Genomic DNA, 22,889 nt, shown 5'->3' with positions numbered 1-22,889 from the left:
ATGAAATTATGCCGTTTCGGTCGTTAATTATCTAAATTTTATGATAATATAAAAAGGACTTAGGATATTACGCCGTTGAAAGGGATGAAGTTATGTTTGAATTAGATCATGTTGTATATTTTACGAAAAAATCACCGACGGAAATTGCACAAGAGGTATCTGTTGAAGGTATTCATCCCGTCGAAGGTGGCCAACATTTACAATGGGGAACGCATAATGCGCTTTTATATACGAAAAACAGCTATATCGAATATTTAGCAGTAGAGAACGAAGACATTACAACGACGTCAACACATCCACTCACGCAGCAGTTAATGAACGATTTAGCATTTCGCGAAGGCTTTGGCTCTGTGTGCTTACGTTCTGAAAACTTAGAGGAACAAAATCGTTATTTTCAAAAGCTAGGCTATCGGACGAGCGGGCTTTTAGAATCGGAGCGTAAAACGAAAAACGGGGCAGTACGTAAATGGAAGATGCTGTTTATTGAGCATAAAATCGATAAAAAGCTACCATATCCATTTTTCATTCAATGGGAAAATGCAGATGATGAGCGCTACGCAATGCTGCGTGAGGACGGTACGATTCAGCCGGAAAATGAAAAGCTAACCATTACAAAATGTATTTTCGATGTGCAAGATGTGAATCGTAAGATGACGCATTGGTCACGCTTGCTGTCATTACCTATTAAAGGAAATCAGTTAAAGCTTGGGAATACGGTGTTTGAGTTCCGTCAAAGCAAAGATACGGTTGAGCGCTTGCAGGCGATTGAAATTGCCAAGGACAATTAGGCATGTTACGATAAATTTATCTGTAGGGGGAGCAGACATGCTAGTCGCTCTCCCTTTTTTAAGTTACGGGGGTGCTTTTGATGGAAGAAAACATCAAAGAACGAGCAATATTAGTCGGCGTCAATATCCGCAATGATCGACACTTCGACTATTCAATAGAAGAACTTGGCAATCTAGCGGAAGCATTAGACGTTGAGGTAGTGGGTGTGATTACACAAAATTTAGAGCGTGTCACACCATCTCACTATGTAGGAACAGGTAAAATTTTAGAAATTCGAGAGTTATATGATGCACTTGATGCGAATGTCATTATTTTTGATGATGAATTATCACCAGCACAGCTACGCAATTTAGAGCATGACATCGATGCAAAAGTAATCGACCGTACAACACTTGTACTCGATATTTTTGCCCGCCGTGCGAAAACGCGTGAAGCACAGCTACAGGTTGAAATTGCGCAGTTACAATATTTAATGCCACGCCTAGTTGGTATGAATGCCTCTCTTTCTCGTCAAGGTGGTGGCACAGGCGGCGGTTTCCAAAATAAAGGGTCAGGTGAAACAAAGCTTGAACTCGACCGTCGTAAAATCGAAAAACAAATTTCTAAAATTCGACGTGAATTAGATGAAATTCAAGCACAGCGCTCAACGCAGCGTAAAAAGCGTCAAAAAAATGCGATTCCAGTCGTCTCACTTGTTGGGTATACAAATGCCGGCAAATCAACGATTATGAATCAACTGCTTGCACGTACAAATCCAGACGAAGAAAAACAAGTATTTGAAAAAGATATGTTGTTTGCGACACTTGATACGTCAGTACGACAAATTGAATTAGAAGATAATAAGCGTTTCCTATTAACAGACACAGTTGGTTTTGTTAGTAAGCTGCCTCACCATTTAGTCAAAGCGTTCCGTTCAACATTAGAGGAAGCACGTGAAGCGGATTTACTGTTGCATGTAGTCGATACGTCGAACGCTGAAAATGCGTATATGGTGGAAATTACAAACAATACTTTATCTGATGTAGGTGTCGGGGATGTACCAACGATTTTTGTTTACAATAAAGCGGACCGCGCAAATATTGCGTATCCATATGTAAACCAAAATCAAATTTATTTATCTGCGAAAGACGGTCAAGGGCTAGATGAGTTATTAGAGATGATTAAAAAAGAAATTTTCTCTGATTATGAAATCCATACGGTATGCATTCCATATGACCGCGGAGATCTAGTGTCGTATTTAAATGAACATGCCAATATTTTATCAACAGATTATGACGAAGCAGGTACGGTATTAAAAGTCGATTTAAAAGTAGCAGATGTAAATCGTATGCGACCTTTTTTCATTTAATTTAAACGCAAAAGAAAAACGCCTCCTCCATTGGTAGGGCGTTTTTTTAATGCACTAGTTTTTTAGAAATAGGAAATTGGTAAAGGTGAATAGGCGCTTCCAAAAAATACAAATGTTTTTCTAGAAAAGAATACTTAAATATCAAAATTATTCTGCTAATTTAAGAAATACCGAAAAATAAAGAAAATTCCGTACTTTAAGCATCTTTTTGCTAGAATTATACAATCATATATCAGAAAATTCTATATAATAATAATTTTTGACATAATAAAAATGTATAGGTATAATGGACATACGTTTTTCTGACACAAACTAAACGTTTTGAATTGTTAGATTATTTTTTATATTGCAAAGAGAAAGAGGTAAATCTATATGGCAACAAAAGAAGAGATTGTCAAATCAGTCCCTCAGAAAGGCTTCTTTGGACATCCAAAAGGTTTGTTCAGCCTATTCTTCACTGAATTCTGGGAGCGCTTCTCATACTACGGTATGCGAGCAATTTTACTTTACTTTATGTACGACACCGTTGCTAACGGTGGTTTAGGAATCGACAAAACAACAGCAGCTTCAATTATGTCGATGTATGGTTCGTTAGTTTACATGTCTGGTATTATCGGTGGTTGGATTGCTGACCGTATTTTAGGAACAAGACGTACTATTTTTTGGGGTGGTATTTTAATCATGCTAGGGCATATTTGCTTAGCACTCCCTGGTGGTATCACATTCCTATTTATTTCAATGGTCTTCATCATATTAGGTACAGGTTTATTAAAACCAAATGTATCATCAGTTGTAGGGGATATTTATTCTACAAATGACCCTCGTCGTGACTCAGGCTTCAGTATTTTCTACATGGGTATCAACCTTGGTTCATTCTTAGCGCCTTTAATCGTTGGTGCTGTTCAAAAAGAATTTAACTACCACGCAGGTTTCTCTATCGCCGCAATCGGTATGGCAATCGGTTTGATTATGTATAAAGTTACTGAAAAGAAAAATCTTGGTCTTGCCGGTGCGCAACCGACAAACCCATTAGCGCCACATGAGTTACAAAGTATTCTTAAGAAAATCACTGTTACATTAGTTATTGTGGCAATCTTAATTGTTATTGCATACTTCTTAGATTTAATTACAATCAATAACGTAATTAACTTCTTTACTGTTATCGGTGTTCTTGCACCAATTAGTGTATTCTTCTGGATGTTCACATCAAAGAAAACAAAAGCAGAAGAAAGATCACATTTACTTGCATACATTCCATTATTTATTACTGGTACAATGTTCTGGGTTATTCAAGAGCAAGGTTCAACAATTTTAGCAAGATATGCAGATACTCGTACAGATCTTTCAATTGGTTCATTCGATATTCCTGCAGCAACATTCCAATCTTTAAACCCATTATTCATTATCATTATGGCGCCAATTATGGCTGCTCTTTGGATGAAATTAGGGGAAAAAGGTCCATCAACGCCTGTTAAATTCTCATTCTCCTTATTATTTGCAGGGGCATCATTCTTAATCATGATTATTCCAGCGATTACTTCAGGTGGTACAGCGCTAGTAAGCCCTTGGTGGTTAGTAGCATCATTCTTCTTAGTAGTAGTTGGTGAGTTATTAATGTCACCAGTTGGATTATCAGCTACAACAAAACTTGCGCCAGAAGCATTTGCTGCACAAGCAATGTCACTATGGTTTTTAACAAGTACTGTCGCACAAGCTCTTAACGCACAGTTTGCAAAAGTATTTGATAAAGTTTCTGAAGTGCAATACTTCGGTTACCTTGGCGGTACAGCAATCGTATTATTCGTTGTCATGCTTGTATTAAGCCCATGGATTTCTCGCAAAATGGGAACAATTAAATAAAAAATTTCAAAAAAGTGTGGCACATGCCGCGCTTCTTTTTTATAGGTATCTATTGATAGTCATTATCAATTATCATTGACTTTCGTATTTTTTCGTGTGCATAATAAAAGAGTAATTTTAATTTTAGAAGGCAGAATTGTCTCATTTATGAAATGTTCTAATCATAGTTATTTCGAGTAATTTGCTTGCTTAGTGGCATAGGTAAGCAACGCTAAAAATGACTGTTGTATAAGTATATTATCGATCTCTATCGTTCTATCAACTAGAGAAACCATGTTATAGTTTCATTAGGCATTCTGTATTTTGAATGAAAAAAAGAGGCTTGGGCGTATTCCCAAGCCTCTTTTTATTTGAAGCGTTGTAAGGAGAAGTCGGTTAAATTCAAGTCACTTTTCCCGTTCACAACGAAGTCCTTTAATATTTCACCGACAACAGAGGCAAATTTAAAGCCATGGCCTGAAAATCCGGCAGCAATATGAATCCTTGCATCATCCGGATGCTGATCGATAATAAAATCTTCATCTGGTGTCATCGCATACATACATGTTTTGCCGAATTTTAGCGGTCCGTGCTGTGGCATATAATGATCTAAAAAGCGTGTTAAATCTGCTGCATCCGCATCATTAAATTCCTCGCGCACACCATTTGGGTCTAGTGCATCGCCGCCATCGTGACGGCCAACCTTTAAGCCGGCACCGTTGTCACTAGGGAAGCCATAATAAAAGGCATCGTCTAATTCATAGCCAAATGTCGGATAATGCGCATTGCCGTAAAGGGCGTCATCTGCCTCGTACCAAGCAAAGGTTTTACGCGTTGGTGTCACCGGTAAGTCTACGTCTACTTCTTGTAGCACTTCTTTTGCCCAAGCACCCGTTGTAATAATAATTTGATTTGCGGTGTGGACAGACGACTTGGTGTGCACTTCTATGTGCTGTTCCTGTGGTACAATGCGTACGACTGGTGTATTGACAAGTACTGTAGCACCATAATGAACAGCTCGGTCACGATATGCCTGCACACAATCTTCCACACGTAAAAAGCCAGCAGTAGGCTCGAAGCAACTAACGAAATCTTCTGGCACATACATGCCTGGGAAGCGTTTCATCGTTTGATCGGCCGTAAGAATTTCGAGTGGTAATGCGTACTGCTCGGCACTTTTGATGACATTTTGCATAAAGGTACTCTCTTTACGACTCACATTAATTGTCCCAACTTGTACGAGTAATTCCTTATGTACTTCTTTTTCAAGCTCGGCCCATAATTCGCGCGCACGAAGTAGTAGCGGTACATAGTTTTCTCCTTCACCATATGCATAGCGAATAATACGTGTTTCGCCGTGATGGCTCGCCTGGTCATGTGGTGGGTTATAGCGGTCTATGACTAAAACATGCTTGCCGGCCTTCGCTAATTGATAGCCTGCAGCCATGCCCATTGAACCTGCTCCTATCACAATTACATCATAATGCATCCTAAACACCCCTTTTTATTAGTTTACAATGAATTCTGAAAATTAGACAATAGGATAAAGGAGGAATCAAATTGATTATTTATAATATTTTAGCGTTTATCGCTTTAGTTGTTTTTATAAGTATTTGGATTGCGCTTGATACGGAAGCGATTCGAAATATCGATTCTTTTGGAGAGCAGCTATTTGGGGGTAATTCCTTTTTAGAATTTTTTCATTACCTAGGGGAGACTTGGTTTGTTGTTATAGTCGGGGTTATATTAGTTGCCTATTTTATAGCGAAAAAACGCTATCGTAAAATGACGTTTGTGCTGTTCACTTTTATTGGTGGCACAATTATTAACCAAGGGTTCAAATTTCTTATAGAACGCCCACGTCCAATTATTCCGGATCAATTGACATCATACAGTTTCCCGTCAGGCCATTCGATGCTGTCGATGCTCTATATGATGACGACCGCATTTTTAATTACATCAGGTATGTCTAAGACGAAAAAACGTATCGCCTTTTTTGTTGCGGAGCTTGGCACATTCCTTGTGGGGTTATCTCGTGTTGCAGGGTCACGTCATTTTATGAGTGATGTACTCGGCGGCTGGTCACTTGGCTTTGCGTTCTTTATGCTCGTTGTTTATTGGTACATGCGCACAAGAAAAAAAGCGTAAAAAAAGAGGCTGAGACATACGTGTAAAAACGACCGCTCCTATGAGCATAAGAAAAACCGGAATCGCGCGGTGGCGCGGTTCCAGTTTTTCGTTGCGAACGCTAAAAAAGGAAAATGGCGTGTTTTGTCCCAACCTCTTTTTTAATTAGTCGTATAGCGATTTAAAAAGATAGTAATGAGCATGCCGATTAGTAAGAACACCATAATCATACTGATGACACCACTCCAGCCAAAGCCAGTGAAAAATAAGCCACCAACTGTACCACCAATGCTAGAACCGACATAATAGAAAAATAAATATAGTGAGGATGCCTGTGCTTTATCATGCGTAGCACGCGCACCAACCCAGCCACTTGCGATAGAATGCCCTCCGAAGAAACCGAATGTGAAAAGGGCGATGCCTAAAATTTTAATAATGAGCCAGCCGTTTAATGTTAGCAATGCGCCAGCAATCATTAGGCTAAAGGCAATTAAAATAATCGAAAAGCGGCCATGTGAATCCGCAAGTTTCCCCATAAAAGTCGAGCTAAAAGTCCCAACTAAATAAAGTAGAAATATAAAGCCGACAACCGTTTGGCTAAGCGAATACGGTGGCTCGATTAATTGGAAGCCCACATAGTTATATAAGGTGACAAATGCACCCATTAATAAGAAGCCGAGCGCAAATAACATGAGTAATGCGCGGTCTTTTAAATGTGCCATCATCGATTTGAATAATGGTTTAAAGGCAAGTTTTTGTGGAATAAAGTGTTGTGATTTTGGTAATAAAAAATAAAATGCGATAGCGAGTAAAATACTGACAACGCCAATGGAAACCATCGCAATATGCCAGTTAAATACGTCTGTCATCGAGCCCATAATGACTCGGCCCGACAAGCCACCGATGGAATTGCCACTAATATATAAGCCCATCGCAGCACCGAGGCTCGACGGCTCCATTTCCTCTGCTAAATACGCCATCGCAATTGCGGGAAGTCCAGCAAAGACGACCCCTTGAATGACGCGTAGTACGAGTAAAGATTCAAAATTTGGTGCGAAGCCAATGGCGAGTGATAAAATACCGACCGCAATCATCGAAAACGTCATAATTGGTTTTCGACCCCATGCTTCTGATAAGGAACCCGTTAAAAGCATTGCAATCGCAAGTGTCAACGTTGTTAACGATAGCGACAAACTTGCAATCGTTGGTGAAACACCAAATTGTTTGGAGAGTGCAGGTAAGATAGGCTGTGTCATATAAAGATTTGCATACGTACTAAATGCTCCCGCGAATAATGCAAGGTTAGCATTGCGAAATGCTTTCGTTCCTTTTTGTATATAGGCCATATAAAAACTCCTTTAATCAGGTGTCCTTTTATTGTAAGCCGTTTTAAAAAATAAAAACAACGAATCATTTTTATGGATTTAATGCAGATTTTGCATAAATTAAAGTTTCCTTAAAGAAACTTTTTTGGTATACTGAAAACAATAAAGTTTAATAAGAAGAGGTGATGAAGTGGATTCAGCCGTTTTATACGCCCTTGCATTAACGTTATTTGCAGGTTTGGCGACTGGATTAGGTAGTTTAGTGGCGTTTTTTACGTCTCGCACAAATACAAAATTCTTATCATTTGCCCTTGGTTTTTCAGCAGGGGTTATGATTTATGTATCTCTTGTAGAAATTTTTGTGAAGGCAAAAGATTCATTAACAGCTGCAGTAGGTGAGACACAGGGATATGCGTATACCGTTATGGGCTTCTTTGGTGGTATGCTATTGATCGCGTTAATTGACCGATTAATCCCGAATGCGGAAAATCCGCATGAAGTTAAAAAAGTAGAGGATTTACAGCGTGAGCCATCTGCTGCAGAATTTACGAAGCTTAAAAAGATGGGTGTCTTCACAGCACTAGCGATTGCGATTCATAACTTCCCTGAAGGAATCGCGACGTTTATGTCAGCGCTTGAAGATCCACAACTTGGCTTTGCAATCGCGATTGCCGTTGCCATTCATAATATTCCAGAGGGGATTGCCGTTGCTGTACCGTTGTACTATGCGACAGGGGACCGCAAACGCGCCTTTAATTTATCCTTCCTATCCGGTTTATCAGAGCCATTAGGGGCAATTGTTGCCTATTTAATTTTAATGCCATTTTTAACAGATACGATGTTTGGCGTGATTTTTGCCGGTGTCGCAGGGATTATGGTCTTTATTTCATTAGATGAATTATTACCCGCCGCACGCGAATATGACGAGACACATACATCGATTTATGGCGTCGTACTCGGTATGGCGGTTATGGCTGTAAGTTTATTGTTACTAGCTTAAATAAAAAAGGAATCGTGCCAAAAACACGATTCCTTTTTTATTTGTTCATTTATTTTAGCTAAACCTGTCTGTTGATCGCTAGTAATTATAGAGGATTTGGAATTGACACGCCTTTATCTGATGCGACTGTGAAGCGTTGTTTTTCAAATGCTGGTGTTTCAACCTCATCTAAAAGTGCCACAGCGAAGTCTGCATAGGATACATAGCTATCACCATCATTGTTCACTAGTAATTTATCTGTACCTAAAATATAGTTGCCTGTACGGTTACCGTCTGGGTCAAATACAGCAGAAGGGCTGACAAATGTATAGTTTACAGTAGATGCTTTTAAATCTTCTAAGTTTTGAGCTTGATTAGCAGCTGTTGGAACGAATTCTTTCGGGAATTCAGGTGTATCGATTAATTTTGTCGTTTGCTCGTCATCAACATAGAGACTACCTGCACCACCAACAACGATTAAGCGTGTATCAATTGGTGAGAAAATATCGATTAAATGACGACCAGCAGTAACGTGTAATTCTTCTTTACCGAATGGTGCACCAAATGCATTGATGACAACATCAAAGTCTTTTACATCTTCTGTTGTTAAGTCGAATACATCGCCAACGATTGCCGGAATATCTTTTTGTTTTAATTTAGATGCATCACGCACGATTGCTGTGACATCATGGTTACGTTTATTTGCCTCTTTTAAAATTTTGTTTCCTGCTTTACCTGTTGCGCCAATAACACCGATTTTCATAATAAAATTCCTCCTAATATAAGTTGTAATCATTTCAGTTACAGGTGGGGTGAAAATAAAGATCGCATTATTTCAGGCGATCTAATATGCTCTGTAAAGTTTGCGAGCGCAATTCATTTTCCATCGCCTGTTGTACTGAACCGAAAACATCCGTTAAGGTTGTACCAATTTGTCTACCAACTGAGCAAGCTGGATTAGGTGCCTGATGAATAGCGAATAATTCTTTAGGCTCTTCTACAGCACGGTAAATATCATATAAGGAAATGTCTTCAGTTTTTTTAGTAAGCTCATAACCAGAAATTCCCTTCCTTGATGAAATTAAACCTGCCTTTTTTAAAAGGCTGCTAATTCTGCGGACCACAACAGGGTTTGTATTGACGCTACCAGCAATAAAATCTGACGTTAAAAGAGCTTTATCAGAAGTAGTAGCAATCAATGATAAAATATGAATTGCAACGGCAAAACGACTGTTCACCATCGTTTTTCACCACCACATTTATTTGATGTAACCATTATAGTTACAACTAAAATGAAAAGTCAACTATAAAAATTTTGCACAAATAAAAAAGACGACAAATTGCATCATAGCAACCTGTCGTCAATTCAAAATTTAATTGATCGTTTCATGAATTTCTACTTGAACACCCTTTGTATCCACGCGAACAGCCTGGATATCATAAGTAGGGAATAGCGGCTTCATTTTTTCAACGAAAGCTGTTACTTTTTCAATCGGTAACAGAGAAATCACAGTCGGACCAGCACCGCTAATCGCTGTACCGTAGGCGCCTGCATCTTTCGCTGTTTGACGAATCTCATGGTAATTTGGAATTAAGTTTGCACGGAATGGTTCATGGAATAAATCATGTTCCATAAACTTACCAGCGCGCTTATAATCCTTTGTTAATAGTGCAGCCGTTAGCATATTGGCGTTGGCGCTAGCATGAACTGCGTATGCTTTATCATACTGAGCCGGTAATACTTTACGTGCCTCCGCTGTTTTTAATTCTACGTTTGGAATGAAAACAGCGAATGCTGCTTGAACATCCTGTGTATGAATTAACTCAAGATCACCGTTTGGTAAGCTTGCACCGATCGTAAGACCTCCACAAACAGAGGCAGAAGCATTGTCTGGATGGCCCTCAATGCGAGAAGCTAATGTATATTTTTGCTCAAGTGTTAAATTCAGCTCACATACTTGATTTGCTACTTCAATTCCTGCAACAATTGCAGAAGCTGAACTACCAAGTCCACGCGCAAGTGGTAATTCACTTGTCATAACAATTTTACAGCCCGGTAGCTCGACATCAAAGCGTTCAGCAACTTCCTTTGCGACCGTGTACACAAGATGCTCTTCTACAGTGAATTTCTCAGGAAGATGCACCGAATGATGTTCAAATTCCCATTCATCTTGCAACGTCACTTCTAATTTCAAATAAAGGCCAAGTGCTAAACCAATAGAGTCAAAACCAGGGCCTAGATTCGCTGTACTACCAGGTACGGTAATTGACCAAGTCTTTGCCATATTACAGTACACTCTCGATATACTTACGGATTTCATCTTCGTCATTTGGAAGTGAAACCATTTCTACTGTAGAAGCTTTTACTGCTGTGTCTGGGTCTTTTAAGCCGTTACCAGTCAGCACTGCTACGACTTGGCTGCCTTTTGGAATTGAGCCATTTTCAACAGATTGGATAACACCAGCAATTGAAGCGGCTGAGCCTGGCTCTGCAAATACGCCCTCTTTTGCGGCGATTTGACGATAAGCATTTAAGATTTCTTCATCTGTAACTGAACCGATTTTACCGTTTGATTCATCGCGTGCAGCTTCTGCTAGTTTCCAGCTTGCTGGATTCCCGATACGAATAGCTGTTGCGATTGTTTCAGGATTAGCGATTGGTGCGCCTTGAACGATTGCCGCAGCACCTTCCGCTTCGAAGCCGAACATTTTTGGTAAACGAGTACCTTTTTTCTCATTATATTCTTTGAAGCCTTTCCAGTAAGCGCTGATGTTACCAGCATTCCCTACAGGAATTGCTAGGATTTCTGGTGCATCACCTAATTGATCACATACTTCAAAGGCTGCTGTTTTTTGACCTTCAAGACGGTATGGATTAACTGAGTTTACAAGTGCAACATCCGTTGTTTCACTAATATCACGAACCGCTTGTAGCGCTTCGTCAAAGTTCCCGTCGATTTCAATAATTTTTGCGCCGTACATATAAGCTTGTGCTAGTTTACCAGCAGCAACTTTGCCTTTTGGAATAACAACAAGCGCTTGGATACCAGCGCGAGCAGCATATGCAGCAGCCGCAGCAGATGTATTACCAGTAGATGCACAAATGACGCATTTGCTACCTTCTTCAATAGCTTTTGCTACTGCCATAACCATCCCGCGGTCTTTGAATGAGCCTGTTGGGTTTAGGCCTTCGAATTTTACATGTAGTTCAATACCTAGCTCTTTAGAAAGTGTTTCTAAATGAATTAAAGGTGTGTTACCTTCGTGAAGTGTTAGAGCTGGTGTATTTTCTGTGATTGGTAAGTATTCTTTGTAATTGTCTAATAAGCCTTTCCACATATGCAATAATCTCCTTTTTGTTCGCACTGAATAAACAGTTGTTTTTCTATAAAAGACATTTTACCGTTAATTAACTATAGATTCAATAGATTCTTTTATATTCCTCTAGAATAGCACAAATTTTCCGAACAATTCGAAAAAAATAAATGTTGTCACGAAAATAAAATAAGTGTATATTATGCGTATACTAGTGACAAGACAGGTGGAAGAGTGACATGACAACAAAAAATGAAACAGCAACAAAGCCAATGACGCGCAATCGTTTATTAGCAACAGCGGGTGTCGGTTGGCTTTTTGATGCGCTCGATGTCGGTATTTTATCGTTCGTTGTAGCAGCGCTTGCCGTTGACTGGAATTTGACACCAACTCAAATGGGTTGGATTGGTAGTGTCAATTCAATTGGGATGGCAGTAGGGGCTGTACTTTGTGGGATTTTAGCAGATAAGTACGGCCGAAAAAATGTCTTTATGTGGACGCTTTTGATTTTCTCATTAGCAAGTGGTCTATCTGCCTTCACAACGACATTAACGGCCTTTTTAATTTTACGCTTCATTATTGGCGCAGGTCTTGGCGGCGAATTGCCGGTAGCATCAACACTTGTATCTGAAAGTGTTGAGCCACATGAACGTGGACGGATCGTCGTTTTATTAGAAAGCTTTTGGGCAGCAGGCTGGATTTTAGCAGCAGTTATTTCTTATTTTATTATTCCTGAATATGGCTGGCGCGTGGCATTAGTGCTGACAGCGATACCAGCACTTTACGCGGTATATTTACGTGTGAAATTGCCGGACTCAAAGAAATATGAAGCCATTTCAAAAGAAGCACGTACAAGCGTGATGCAAAACATTAAAACGGTATGGACGAAAAAATACGCCCGTGCCACAACGATGCTGTGGGTGCTTTGGTTTATGGTGGTGTTTTCTTATTACGGCATGTTCCTTTGGTTACCAAGTGTGATGGTCATGAAGGGCTTCAGTTTAATTCAAAGCTTTGAATATGTGTTGATTATGACATTAGCGCAGCTACCAGGGTATTTTACAGCAGCTTGGTTAATTGAAAAAATGGGGCGTAAATGGGTATTAGCCGTTTATTTAACAGGAACAGCATTAAGTGCGTTGGCTTTTGGTTTTGCGACAGATGCGACAATGCTTGTGATGTTTGGCATGCTACTATCCTTCTTTAATTTAGGTGCATGGGGTGCAATGTATGCTTATACGCCAGAAAATTATCCGACGATGATTCGCGGGACAGGTGTTGGTCTAGCAGCTGGTGTCGGCCGAGTGGGAGGCGTTATTGGACCACTTGTTGTTGGTTCACTGACAGCAGCAGGATATGGACTCGGACCAATTTTTACGATTTTCGCAATTGCGATTGCGCTTGCCGTTATTGCCGTACTTGTGCTTGGAAAAGAAACAAAGCAATTAGAAATTGACTAAGAGGAGAGGCCAGAGAAATCTGTGCCTCTTTTTTATATGAAATAGACTGATTTATTTAACCAATTATGTCTTAAAAAACCATAATTGGGGTATTTGGATTGACTTTGTTCAAAAAGGAGGAATACGATGTCTACGTTTACAGCAGAGCTAGTTGGTACGATGCTTTTGATTTTATTTGGTGGCGGTTGGGTTGTCATTACGTTTGCATGGGGCTTAGCAGTAGCAATGGCAGCCTATGCAGTAGGCGGCGTTAGTGGTGCGCATTTAAATCCAGCACTTACGATTGCATTAGCGAGTATTGGGAATTTTCCATGGGCAGATGTGCCATTATACATTTTAGCGCAAGTGATTGGGGCCTTTTTAGGTGCAGTATTAGTGTACTTCTTATATTTACCTCATTGGATAGGAACAGAGGACCCTGGCGCGAAGTTAGGTGTATTCGCAACAATGCCTGCAATTAAGCATCCATTATCAAATATAACAGCTGAGATGATTGGGACGTTTGCGCTTGTATTAGGGATTCTTGCGTTAGGCACAAATGAAATTACAGATGGGTTGAATCCATTTTTAGTCGGTATGCTAATTGTCGTAATTGGTATGGCACTTGGTGGACCAACCGGTTATGCGATTAATCTAGCACGTGATTTAGGACCGCGTATTGTACATGCATTATTACCGATTCCAGGTAAAGGTTCATCTGGTTGGTGGTATGCATGGGTGCCGATTGTTGGACCGATTGTAGGTGGTGTATTTGGCGCGTTATTCTTTAAGCAGATTTTTGAAGGTGAAAACTCAATTGCGTTTTGGATTTGTGGCGTCGTTGTTTTAATTATTTTAATTGGGGCACAAATGACAATTAAGAGCGCAAAAGAAGATTATTAAACTTGGAGGGAATTATTTTATGACGAAAAAATACATTATGGCATTAGATCAAGGAACAACAAGTTCTCGCGCAATTTTATTTGATGAAGACGGTAAAATCTTTCATACTTCTCAGCAAGAGTTTAAGCAATATTTTCCGAAGTCTGGGTGGGTAGAACATGATCCTGAACAAATTTGGAGCTCTATTTTATCTTGTATTGCAGGCGTATTATCAGAGAAAAATGTTAGTGCTTCACAAATTGAAGGAATCGGTATTACAAATCAGCGTGAAACGACAGTCGTTTGGGATAAAAATACCGGCAAGCCTGTCTACAATGCGATTGTATGGCAGTCACGTCAAACAGCAGAAATTTGCCAGGAGCTACGTGATGCAGGTCATGCCGATTTATTTCGAGATAAGACGGGGCTGTTAATTGACGCGTATTTCTCAGGAACAAAAGTAAAGTGGATTTTAGATAATGTGGAGGGTGCTCGTGAAAAGGCGGAAGCGGGTGACTTGCTATTTGGCACAATCGATACGTGGATTATTTGGAAGCTAACAAATGGTGATGTACATGTAACGGATTATTCCAATGCATCACGTACACTGATGTACAATATTTATGATTTAACGTGGGATGATGAGTTATTAGAAATTCTAACAGTACCAAAATCCATGCTGCCAGAAGTAAAGCCCTCATCTGAAGTATATGGTCATACGGCATCAAAGCATTTCTTCGGTCATGAAGTACCGATTGCTGGCATTGCAGGGGACCAGCAGGCAGCATTATTTGGTCAAGCGTGCTTTGAGCAAGGAATGGTTAAAAACACATACGGCACAGGTTGTTTCATGCTAATGAATACAGGTGAAAAGGCAGTTCGCTCAGAACATGGCTTACTTACAACGCTTGCGTGGGGCATTGATGGGAAGGTAACGTACGCGTTAGAAGGTAGTATTTTCGTGGCCGGCTCCGCAATCCAGTGGCTCCGCGACGGTCTACGTATGTTTAGAGATTCAGCAGAAAGTGAGCAGTACGCAAAACGTGTCGATTCAACAGATGGTGTCTATATGGTACCAGCATTTGTTGGGCTTGGTACACCGTACTGGGATTCAGACGTACGTGGAGCATTCTTTGGTTTAACACGTGGCACAACGAAGGAGCACTTTATCCGTGCTACACTTGAATCACTTGCATACCAAACACATGATGTACTTGATGCGATGGAAGAAGATTCGGGCATTCCACTTGAGCGTTTACGTGTCGATGGCGGGGCTGTGAAAAATGATTTCTTAATGCAATTCCAATCAGATTTACTGAATGTCCCAGTAGAGCGCCCAGAAATTAATGAGACGACGGCACTTGGTGCAGCTTACCTTGCAGGTCTTGCTGTAGGCTTCTGGGAGTCACAAGAAAAAATTGCAGAGTACTGGAAACTAGATAAAGATTTTGAGCCTAAGATGGAGAAAAAAGAGGTCTCAAAACTTATTGAAGGTTGGCATAAAGCAGTGAAAGCTGCACAAGCATTTAAATAACTTGCTGTAAAGGACAATGATGCGCTCCGTCATTGTCCTTTTTTGCTGTTTCATGAACGTCACGAGCACGTTATAATTTACTGATAAAGGGTACAGGTAAAAAAGCAGTTTTTATATAAAAAGGATGGGATGAACATGATTAGGCAAGCCTACTTAGATGCATTAGAGCCAAGGTTACGGAATCTCTTTGAATACTTACATGAAAATCCGGAGCCGAGTTGGGAAGAATGGGAAACGACAAAATATTTAGCGCAATTATTAGCAGACGAAGGATATGAGCCGCGTTTATTCGAAGATTCACCAGGACTTTATGTTGAAATTGGGAGCGGTGCGCCAGTTATTGGACTGCGTACGGATATTGATTCGTTGTTCCAGGAGGTCGATGGTGTACATAAAGCCAATCACTCTTGTGGGCATGATGGGCATATGACAATGGCGGTTGGCGTATTGCTCATGCTGAAAAAATTAAAAGAAACACAAGATTTCACACTTCAAACAGGTGGAACGATTCGTGTGATTTTTCAACCTGCAGAAGAAAAAGGAAATGGGGCCCTATCAATCGTTGAACGTGGCCTCATTGATGATGTTGATTATTTATTCGGTGTGCATGTACGACCAATTCAAGAACTTCCAGTGGGCAAACATGCACCCGCACTATACCACGGAGCATCGATGATGATGCAATGTGAAATTTACGGAGAAGAGGCGCATGCAGCACGTCCTCACTTAGGCAAAAATGCCATTGAGATTGGTGGCAGTGTCATTGAAGCATTAAAAACAATTCGCGTCGACACACGCATTTCATGGTCGGTAAAAGTAACGAAATTCTCCGCTGGTGTCGGTCATGGGAATACGATTCCTGGTAAGGCTATGCTGACAATGGACGCCCGCGCTCAAACGAATGCGGCAATGGAGCAGCTAGATGCAGGGATTCAGCGCGCCATTCGTTCTGTTCGCGAAATGTACGATGCGCAAATCAATGCAAAGATGTTATTAAATATTCCAGCCGCAGAAGTAGATGAAGAGGCTGAAGAGATTTTACGTCGTTCGATTGTACAATCTGTTGGCGATAAGCATTTAGCAGAGCCTGTTGTGACACCAGGCGGCGAGGATTTCCACTTCTATACAAAGAAACGTCCAAATGTAAAAGCCGCGATGCTAGGCCTTGGTTGTGGTGTGTCACCTGGTTTACATCATCCACATATGAAGTTTGATCATGCGCAATTAATTAATGGCGTAGAAATTTTAACAAATACCGTCATAAATGCGATGCAGTATGCGAAAATGAATGCGATGAATGTATAAGGGAAGTGAAGCATAATGCGCATAGAAAAAATTGTTTTACGTGAAATGAACATGACGATGAAAGCACCGTTTACAACGAGCTTTGGCTCTGTTCAGGAGAAGCGCTTTTTAATTGTTGAAGTATATGATGAATTAGGGAATTGTGGTTATGGTGAGGGAGAAGCTTTTGAAGCACCTTGGTATACCGAGGAAACAACGGCTACTTGCTGGCATATTATTGAATCCTTTCTAGCACCAATTTTATTGAACCGGGATATCGAACATCCTCGAGAAGTGACACAGTTTTTCAAACCAATCCGCCGCAATATGATGGCGAAATCGGCTGTTGAATGTGCGGTGTGGGATGCTTATGCGAAACGATTAGGCGAGCCGTTATGGAAAGTACTTGGTGGTACGCGTGAAAAAATCGCGGTAGGCGTTAGCATTGGTCTTCAACCAACTACAAGTCAGTTATATGACAAAATTGATGCGGCGCTTGAGGATGGCTACGGACGCATTAAAGTGAAAATCAAGCCGGGTAATGACGTGCAACTAATTCGCGCGATTCGTGAACGCTACCCAGATATGCCACTCATGGCCGATGCCAATTCAGCCTATACATTAGACGATATGGACACCTTGCGTCAGCTAGATGCTTTTCATTTAATGATGATAGAACAGCCGCTCGGGGCAGATGATATTTTAAATCATGCGAAGCTACAAAAGGAACTTACGACGCCGATTTGTTTAGATGAAAGTATTCATTCGTACGAAGACGTTGTGACAGCGATTGAACTTCGAGGCTGTGGTGTCATTAATGTGAAGCAAGCGCGTGTTGGCGGGCTAGAGGAAGTACGTCGTATTCATGATTTATGTCTACATCACGGCATTAAAGTGTGGTGCGGGGGAATGCTTGAGTCTGGTATCGGGCGTGCGCATGCGGTCGCATTAACATCACTTGAAGGATTTACGATGCCTGGTGATACGGCAGGCTCAGATCATTACTGGTATGAGGACTTGATTGACCCAATCGTAGATGTAGAGGGTGGTTATGTCCATATGAAGGATGCACCGGGGATCGGCTATAAGGTCAACCGTGAACGCTTGGATAAATATACAGAGCGCAAGTTAGAGTTGTAGCGCCTGTGGATAACTTTTTTCACGATGACAGGAATTGTGGATAAATAAAAAAGAGGTGAGGATATCGTATCCTTGCCTCTTTTTTTATAACGTTTTGCTCATTATTAATTCGTTTTCAAAATGCCCATCAATTAAAATCGCATCATGGCATTCACCTTCAACGACATAATCGAATTTTTTGAATAGGGCAATTGCTGCTTCATTTGTTTTAGCAACGTTTAATTCTAAGCGACGAAGCTTATTTTTGATTGCCCATTCTTCTGCACCTGCCATTAGTCTCGTCCCAATGCCTTTATTCGTGTGAGCGTCTAAAAGGCCAATAGTTAAGGTTGCTCGGTGCTTTAAATACGGAGAATGATAGCCTTCTAAAAATAAATAACCACCAATTTCGCCGCGTACGATTGCAAGTAGCATGATGGATGTGTTCGCAACTTTCCATTCTGCGATACTTTTGCGTAAGCTTTGTACAGAGTATTTTTGATGTTGCTGCCCGTATGGATACTTGAACATTTTAAGCGATAATTGTTCACCTAAAAGGACAATGTCACGCGCATCATCTAGTTCAGCTTGTCTAATAATAAATGGATAGGCAGTTGCATCATCTGTCGTTTCTCCTGAATTTTCGTATTGCACAGGCTTATGGAATGTTACATAGTAGCCCGGTTGCACCGCCGTTACTTGATAACCATTCATTGTCCATGCAAGAAAATGTTTTAATGGAGATTTTGTTTTTTGCCACCAGCTCTTATTTAGATAAGAGGCGTTTGGCAGTTTTTGACCGAGAATGTTTTCAATTTCAGTAAATGACAGTTGAATCGTCGACTGCTGTGTAGACTGAAAATAGTTGGATAATGGAATATATTTCTTTTCAATATGCTGTTCCAAAACGACACCTCTTTAACTTTAAAAGCTCAATCTATCAGAATCGTACCATATTTTTGTGACTAATGGCTGTAAAAATATGAAAAAAATTCTCAAAATTCATTAAAAAAATGCTTAGTTTGTTAAAAAATACATATAATAGTAAGTCACTCTGTTTTAATGAAGAGGCGTTCTTTTTAAAGAATAATTATGGTAAAATGAAGTCGGTAAAAAGCAAATATTAGGAGGAATTTTTGACATGAGTAAAGTTCTTGTTTTCGGACACAAAAACCCAGATACAGATACAATCACATCCGCATTAGTCTATGCGTACCTTAAAAATCAACTAGGCGTAGAAGCAGAAGCAGTACGTTTAGGTGAACCAAATGACGAAACAAAATTCGCATTAGAAAAATTCGGCTTTGAAGCACCTCGCCTTGTAGAAAAAGTAGCGACTGAAGCGAACGAAGTAATCCTAGTTGACCACAATGAATTCCAACAATCAGCAGATGATATTGCGGATGTAACAATCACAGAAGTAATCGATCACCACCGTATCGCAAACTTCGAAACAGCAGCACCTCTTTACTACCGTGCTGAGCCTGTAGGTTGTACAGCGACAATCTTAAATAAAATCTTTAAAGAAAACGGCATCGAAGTACCTGCAAACATCGCTGGTTTAATGGTATCTGCTATCGTTTCTGATACATTATTATTAAAATCACCAACTTGCACAGAGCAAGATGTGAAAGCTGCAAAAGAACTTGCAGAAATCGCTGGTGTAAACTTAGACGAATACGGCTTAGCAATGCTTAAAGCAGGCGCTGACCTTTCTGATAAAGCATTAGAAGATTTATTAAGCCTTGATGCAAAAGAATTCGATATGAACGGTAAAAAAATTGTCATCGCTCAAGTGAATGCAGTTGACGTAAACGACGTACTTAGCCGCCAAGACGAATTAACAAATCTTTTAAACAAAGAAGTAGCTGAAAAGGGCTTAGATTTATTCTTCTTCGTTGTAACAGATATTTTAAATAACGATTCTGTAGCAGTACCAGCTGGTTCAGTGATCGAAGAATCTGCAAAAGCATTTAACGCTACTGTAGAAAACGGTCAAATCAAATTACCAGGCGTTGTGTCTCGTAAAAAACAAATCGTACCAGTGTTAACTGAACAATTTGCTTAAGTAGTAGGAAAAAGGGCTTCCACATTTGTGGAGGTCCTTTTTTAGTAGGCAATAAAGATGCATTCTATTTTAAATGTCGCTACAATTACGCTGAGGTGAAGAGAAATGAAAATTCAAGTATGGTCAGATTATGTATGTCCGTTTTGCTATATTGGCAAACGTGAGCTAGAAATGGCATTAGAGGAAACAGGCTTTGCCAGTCAAGCAGAGGTAGAATTTAAAGCGTATCAACTAGATCCAAACACACCAGTAGGAACAACTGAAACGATTCATGAAGCATTAGCGAAAAAATATAGTGCCACTCCTGAAGCGATGAAGCAACAATCAGAAGGGATTACTGCGCGTGCAGCAGAAGTAGGGCTAGAATATCATTTTGATAACATGCATCCTGAAAACACATTTAAGGCACATCGCCTTGCAAAATATGCAGCAACAGTGGGCAAAGAAAAAGAATTAACAGAACGCTTACTAAAAGCCTATTTCACAGAGAACAAGCGTATTGGTGATGAAACGGTATTAGTAGCACTTGCAAAAGAAGTTGGACTTGAAGAGGATGCTGTGAAATCGGCATTACAAGATGAGCGTTTTGCGGCTGAAACATTAATTGATATGCAAGAAGCGCAACAAATTGGCGTGCGTGGTGTACCATTTTTCGTTATTAATGATAAATATGCGATTTCAGGTGCTCAACCAAATGACGTCTTCACAAAGGCGATTCAACAAGTTGCAGAAGAGGAAAACTTAAAACCAACACTAAAAATGTTTGGTGACGATTCAGCAAGCTGTGACGGGGATAATTGTAAATTTTAAAAATCGGTCAAAAGTCTGAGTGCATAACTATTGATTATTTTGTAGAAATTAATTAGAATTAGTTTATCTTAAGTTTGAGATAAATAATTTTGTGATAAATAATTGATTAGTTAAGGGAGAGTTTATTTTGACAAACGTATTAGTAGTAAAAGCAAACAACCGCCCAGCGGACCAAGGTGTATCATCAAAAATGTACGAAGTATTCATGAATGAATTAGAAGGCAAAGCAGGCGTAAACGTTTCAACATTTGACGTATTTGCTGAAGATATGCCTTACTTTGGTCAAGATGTATTTGATGCTTACGGTAACTTACAAGCTGGTAACGAATTAGAAGGCGTACAAGCACGTGTAATGGCGGCTCAAAACAAAGCGCGCGAAGCAGTAACAAACGCAGATGTAGTTGTATTCGCATTCCCATTATGGAACTTAACAATTCCTGCAGCGTTACAAACTTTCATTGATTACACTTACGCTTCAGGCTTCTCATTCAAATACAACGAACAAGGTCAATTAGTATCATTATTAACTGACAAAAAAGCAGTATTATTAAACGCTCGTGGCGGTTACTACTCAACACCAGAAACAGCAGGTATGGAAATGTCAGTTAACTACATGCGTAATGTAATTGGCGGCGTATACGGCATGGAAATCATCGATGAAGTAATTATCGAAGGTCACAATGCAAACGCAGCACAAGCAGCAGAAATTAAAGAAGCTGGCTTCACAGCAGTTAAAGCAGCAGCAAACAAAGTTGCTTCATTAGTAGAAGCTTAATTAACATACGAAAGAGGCTTTGACATACGTGTAACAACCTCTCTTATGAGCAACGAAAAACCGGAATCGCACTGTGGCGCGGTTCCGTTTTTTCGTTGCGAACGCTAAAAAAAGAAAATGACGTGNTCAACTGGAGAAAGGTGGTTTAACTTTGCCAAAATTCGCGTATGATTATCGTAGTTGATGTATGCTTGAACGGTTTGAACGACAACGTCATTTGTCGTTCTCAAAAGCCCTTCAAGATAAAACGTTTCGCACTTTAGACTGGCGTGAAACGTTTCAATGATGGCGTTATCAGCGGGCATGCCTTTGCGGGACATGCTCATGATAACGCCTTTTTCTTTGACTGCTTGCGGATTGTTATGCGCTATCCCTTCATCTAAATCTTCTTGTAATGGTCCTTTTCCATAGCTGTATTGTTTTCCAAGAGGCTGTTGTAATCGATGCACCCCTCCATCTTGATACCACTTCACCCATTAATAAATCTGTGTATTATTTTTAATCTCACATACCTTCATCATTTCATTCACTGGCACATTTGCCAACTTTATCTCGAGTGGCTTTCCTTTTTGTTTCGTATGAATCCGTTTGTTTTTTGCCCATCAAAAAACCCCTCCAAAGATTGTATACCCTTGAAAGTGTCTTTTTCTTTTTATGTTGTCTCAGATTTTTAGGTCAGTTAGTGTTTGTCCCAGTCCCTCTTTTTGTATTCAATTGAAAAAACTAATGACTGCTAAAATAAGTAATGCAAAGGCGCCTAGTAGTGCGACAATACGCGTGTAATGGATGCGCCAGTAAGCACCATCTGCCTGTGCAAAGGGCATCATGATTTTTTCGGGAATACTGCCAATAATAACTAACAGGATTGCAAGAATGATAAAGATGATTGACCACATGAAAATCACTCCGTTTCTTACTTAACAGTGTAGCGGAATGGCTCGCAGAAAGGAAATTTTTGCCGTCTGGACGTTTGAAAAATGAGCAAAAAGGCTATAGTTAATTAGGGAACGTAAGATTCATCAATTTAATGTTTTACCTTTCTAGTACTCCTTATCCTGTAGTGGATGCAGTGTTAATCGCGTACAGAATTGAAATGATTTTTCCTTTTTAGAGTTTTGAACAGCGCTAAAATGATTAATTCATTAAAAAAGGAGGCTGGGACATAAGTGAAAATTCCAGCCTTTAATAGAGAAGGTGATGTCGAATTTGACATCACCTTCTCTATTTTTATGTATAAATTGGGAATTACCATTCCC

General features: G+C 40.0%; 21 protein-coding genes and 1 pseudogene. 13 read left to right on the top strand and 9 right to left on the bottom strand.

What is annotated here, in order from left to right; all coding sequences use genetic code 11:
- Nucleotides 1-92 precede the first annotated feature (92 nt).
- The 3 genes from ACFSY7_RS06505 (at nt 93) to ACFSY7_RS06495 (ending at nt 3,997) form a co-directional block, all read left to right on the top strand.
- A complete protein-coding gene (locus tag ACFSY7_RS06505; protein WP_126991446.1) occupies nt 93-788 on the top strand; it encodes a VOC family protein in 696 nt (231 codons plus the stop codon).
- Nucleotides 789-868: 80 nt separating this feature from the next.
- The gene (gene hflX, locus ACFSY7_RS06500) at nt 869-2,137 is read left to right on the top strand and encodes a GTPase HflX (protein ID WP_126991445.1); all 1,269 of its coding nucleotides are present in this window, start codon (nt 869-871) and stop codon (nt 2,135-2,137) included.
- 372 nt (nt 2,138-2,509) lie between these two features.
- Entirely contained in the window at nt 2,510-3,997 is a 1,488-nt protein-coding gene (locus ACFSY7_RS06495) for a peptide MFS transporter (RefSeq protein WP_380147261.1), read from the top strand.
- A 346-nt stretch (nt 3,998-4,343) separates the two neighbouring features.
- On the opposite strand, the gene solA is transcribed toward ACFSY7_RS06495, so the two are convergent.
- Nucleotides 4,344-5,465 (bottom strand): N-methyl-L-tryptophan oxidase, encoded by a 1,122-nt coding sequence (gene solA, locus ACFSY7_RS06490; RefSeq protein WP_380147260.1) that lies wholly within the window; start codon nt 5,463-5,465, stop codon nt 4,344-4,346.
- Between the two features lie 71 nt (nt 5,466-5,536).
- Between solA and ACFSY7_RS06485 the strand changes: the two genes are divergently transcribed.
- Nucleotides 5,537-6,124, top strand: a complete 588-nt coding sequence (locus ACFSY7_RS06485; protein WP_380147259.1) for a phosphatase PAP2 family protein — start codon at nt 5,537-5,539, stop codon at nt 6,122-6,124.
- Between the two features lie 140 nt (nt 6,125-6,264).
- On the opposite strand, the gene ACFSY7_RS06480 is transcribed toward ACFSY7_RS06485, so the two are convergent.
- Nucleotides 6,265-7,449: an MFS transporter gene (locus tag ACFSY7_RS06480; RefSeq protein WP_380147258.1), complete on the bottom strand. Its 1,185-nt coding sequence runs from the start codon at nt 7,447-7,449 to the stop codon at nt 6,265-6,267.
- 169 nt (nt 7,450-7,618) lie between these two features.
- Here ACFSY7_RS06480 and zupT point away from each other — a divergent pair, with 169 nt between their 5' ends.
- The gene (gene zupT / locus ACFSY7_RS06475; RefSeq protein ID WP_126991440.1) at nt 7,619-8,428 is read left to right on the top strand and encodes a zinc transporter ZupT; all 810 of its coding nucleotides are present in this window, start codon (nt 7,619-7,621) and stop codon (nt 8,426-8,428) included.
- Between the two features lie 85 nt (nt 8,429-8,513).
- Here the strand turns inward: zupT and ACFSY7_RS06470 are convergent, their stop codons facing one another.
- The 4 genes from ACFSY7_RS06470 to thrC all read right to left on the bottom strand — a co-directional run bounded on the left by ACFSY7_RS06470 (nt 8,514) and on the right by thrC (nt 11,746).
- On the bottom strand, nt 8,514-9,170 hold the full coding sequence (locus ACFSY7_RS06470; protein ID WP_380147257.1) for an NAD(P)-dependent oxidoreductase: 657 nt from the start codon (nt 9,168-9,170) through the stop codon (nt 8,514-8,516).
- 67 nt (nt 9,171-9,237) lie between these two features.
- Nucleotides 9,238-9,648 (bottom strand): Rrf2 family transcriptional regulator, encoded by a 411-nt coding sequence (locus ACFSY7_RS06465; protein ID WP_380147256.1) that lies wholly within the window; start codon nt 9,646-9,648, stop codon nt 9,238-9,240.
- A 132-nt stretch (nt 9,649-9,780) separates the two neighbouring features.
- On the bottom strand, nt 9,781-10,692 hold the full coding sequence (gene thrB, locus ACFSY7_RS06460) for a homoserine kinase (RefSeq protein ID WP_139995751.1): 912 nt from the start codon (nt 10,690-10,692) through the stop codon (nt 9,781-9,783).
- 1 nt (nt 10,693) lies between these two features.
- Nucleotides 10,694-11,746 carry a threonine synthase gene (gene thrC, locus ACFSY7_RS06455; RefSeq protein ID WP_126991436.1) on the bottom strand — a complete coding sequence of 351 codons (1,053 nt, stop codon included), beginning with the start codon at nt 11,744-11,746 and terminating at the stop codon, nt 10,694-10,696.
- Between the two features lie 215 nt (nt 11,747-11,961).
- On the opposite strand from thrC, the gene ACFSY7_RS06450 reads away from it, so the two are divergent.
- From ACFSY7_RS06450 to menC, 5 genes are all read left to right on the top strand, one after another.
- Complete coding sequence (locus ACFSY7_RS06450) at nt 11,962-13,182, top strand: MFS transporter (protein WP_126991435.1); 1,221 nt, start codon at nt 11,962-11,964, stop codon at nt 13,180-13,182.
- A gap of 126 nt (nt 13,183-13,308) precedes the next feature.
- A complete protein-coding gene (locus ACFSY7_RS06445) occupies nt 13,309-14,064 on the top strand; it encodes an MIP/aquaporin family protein (RefSeq protein ID WP_380147255.1) in 756 nt (251 codons plus the stop codon).
- A gap of 19 nt (nt 14,065-14,083) precedes the next feature.
- Complete coding sequence (gene glpK, locus ACFSY7_RS06440) at nt 14,084-15,577, top strand: glycerol kinase GlpK (RefSeq protein ID WP_380147254.1); 1,494 nt, start codon at nt 14,084-14,086, stop codon at nt 15,575-15,577.
- Between the two features lie 135 nt (nt 15,578-15,712).
- Nucleotides 15,713-16,882 carry an amidohydrolase gene (locus ACFSY7_RS06435; RefSeq protein ID WP_380147253.1) on the top strand — a complete coding sequence of 390 codons (1,170 nt, stop codon included), beginning with the start codon at nt 15,713-15,715 and terminating at the stop codon, nt 16,880-16,882.
- A 15-nt stretch (nt 16,883-16,897) separates the two neighbouring features.
- Complete coding sequence (menC, locus tag ACFSY7_RS06430; RefSeq protein ID WP_380147252.1) at nt 16,898-18,001, top strand: o-succinylbenzoate synthase; 1,104 nt, start codon at nt 16,898-16,900, stop codon at nt 17,999-18,001.
- Between the two features lie 84 nt (nt 18,002-18,085).
- Here menC and ACFSY7_RS06425 read toward each other — a convergent pair whose 3' ends face one another.
- Nucleotides 18,086-18,886 (bottom strand): GNAT family N-acetyltransferase, encoded by an 801-nt coding sequence (locus ACFSY7_RS06425; RefSeq protein WP_126991431.1) that lies wholly within the window; start codon nt 18,884-18,886, stop codon nt 18,086-18,088.
- 235 nt (nt 18,887-19,121) lie between these two features.
- Between ACFSY7_RS06425 and ACFSY7_RS06420 the strand changes: the two genes are divergently transcribed.
- From ACFSY7_RS06420 to ACFSY7_RS06410, 3 genes are all read left to right on the top strand, one after another.
- Complete coding sequence (locus ACFSY7_RS06420) at nt 19,122-20,048, top strand: manganese-dependent inorganic pyrophosphatase (RefSeq protein ID WP_126991430.1); 927 nt, start codon at nt 19,122-19,124, stop codon at nt 20,046-20,048.
- 105 nt (nt 20,049-20,153) lie between these two features.
- Nucleotides 20,154-20,858: a DsbA family oxidoreductase gene (locus ACFSY7_RS06415; RefSeq protein WP_380147251.1), complete on the top strand. Its 705-nt coding sequence runs from the start codon at nt 20,154-20,156 to the stop codon at nt 20,856-20,858.
- A gap of 127 nt (nt 20,859-20,985) precedes the next feature.
- Nucleotides 20,986-21,633, top strand: a complete 648-nt coding sequence (locus tag ACFSY7_RS06410) for an FMN-dependent NADH-azoreductase (protein WP_126991428.1) — start codon at nt 20,986-20,988, stop codon at nt 21,631-21,633.
- A 104-nt stretch (nt 21,634-21,737) separates the two neighbouring features.
- On the opposite strand, the pseudogene ACFSY7_RS20310 reads toward ACFSY7_RS06410, so the two are convergent.
- Together ACFSY7_RS20310 and ACFSY7_RS06400 are read right to left on the bottom strand one after the other, a co-directional pair.
- Nucleotides 21,738-21,986 (bottom strand): annotated as a pseudogene (locus ACFSY7_RS20310) (IS3 family transposase); the annotation flags it as partial.
- 357 nt (nt 21,987-22,343) lie between these two features.
- Nucleotides 22,344-22,529 (bottom strand): hypothetical protein, encoded by a 186-nt coding sequence (locus ACFSY7_RS06400; protein ID WP_126991427.1) that lies wholly within the window; start codon nt 22,527-22,529, stop codon nt 22,344-22,346.
- Between the last annotated feature and the right edge of the window lie 360 nt (nt 22,530-22,889).

Source organism: Kurthia populi, assembly GCF_042686175.1.
Classification (GTDB): domain Bacteria; phylum Bacillota; class Bacilli; order Bacillales_A; family Planococcaceae; genus Kurthia; species Kurthia populi.
Note: the sequence above shows the minus strand (reverse complement) of the source record. Positions and strands in the feature narration are given on the sequence as shown.

Coding starts and splice junctions, on each gene's coding strand:
- ACFSY7_RS06505 (WP_126991446.1), top strand. CDS start 93: ATGTTTGAATTAGATCATGTTGTATATTTTACGAAAAAATCACCGACG.
- hflX (WP_126991445.1), top strand. CDS start 869: ATGGAAGAAAACATCAAAGAACGAGCAATATTAGTCGGCGTCAATATC.
- ACFSY7_RS06495 (WP_380147261.1), top strand. CDS start 2,510: ATGGCAACAAAAGAAGAGATTGTCAAATCAGTCCCTCAGAAAGGCTTC.
- solA (WP_380147260.1), bottom strand. CDS start 5,465: ATGCATTATGATGTAATTGTGATAGGAGCAGGTTCAATGGGCATGGCT.
- ACFSY7_RS06480 (WP_380147258.1), bottom strand. CDS start 7,449: ATGGCCTATATACAAAAAGGAACGAAAGCATTTCGCAATGCTAACCTT.
- ACFSY7_RS06470 (WP_380147257.1), bottom strand. CDS start 9,170: ATGAAAATCGGTGTTATTGGCGCAACAGGTAAAGCAGGAAACAAAATT.
- ACFSY7_RS06465 (WP_380147256.1), bottom strand. CDS start 9,648: ATGGTGAACAGTCGTTTTGCCGTTGCAATTCATATTTTATCATTGATT.
- thrB (WP_139995751.1), bottom strand. CDS start 10,692: ATGGCAAAGACTTGGTCAATTACCGTACCTGGTAGTACAGCGAATCTA.
- thrC (WP_126991436.1), bottom strand. CDS start 11,746: ATGTGGAAAGGCTTATTAGACAATTACAAAGAATACTTACCAATCACA.
- ACFSY7_RS06450 (WP_126991435.1), top strand. CDS start 11,962: ATGACAACAAAAAATGAAACAGCAACAAAGCCAATGACGCGCAATCGT.
- ACFSY7_RS06445 (WP_380147255.1), top strand. CDS start 13,309: ATGTCTACGTTTACAGCAGAGCTAGTTGGTACGATGCTTTTGATTTTA.
- glpK (WP_380147254.1), top strand. CDS start 14,084: ATGACGAAAAAATACATTATGGCATTAGATCAAGGAACAACAAGTTCT.
- ACFSY7_RS06435 (WP_380147253.1), top strand. CDS start 15,713: ATGATTAGGCAAGCCTACTTAGATGCATTAGAGCCAAGGTTACGGAAT.
- menC (WP_380147252.1), top strand. CDS start 16,898: ATGCGCATAGAAAAAATTGTTTTACGTGAAATGAACATGACGATGAAA.
- ACFSY7_RS06420 (WP_126991430.1), top strand. CDS start 19,122: ATGAGTAAAGTTCTTGTTTTCGGACACAAAAACCCAGATACAGATACA.
- ACFSY7_RS06415 (WP_380147251.1), top strand. CDS start 20,154: ATGAAAATTCAAGTATGGTCAGATTATGTATGTCCGTTTTGCTATATT.
- ACFSY7_RS06400 (WP_126991427.1), bottom strand. CDS start 22,529: ATGTGGTCAATCATCTTTATCATTCTTGCAATCCTGTTAGTTATTATT.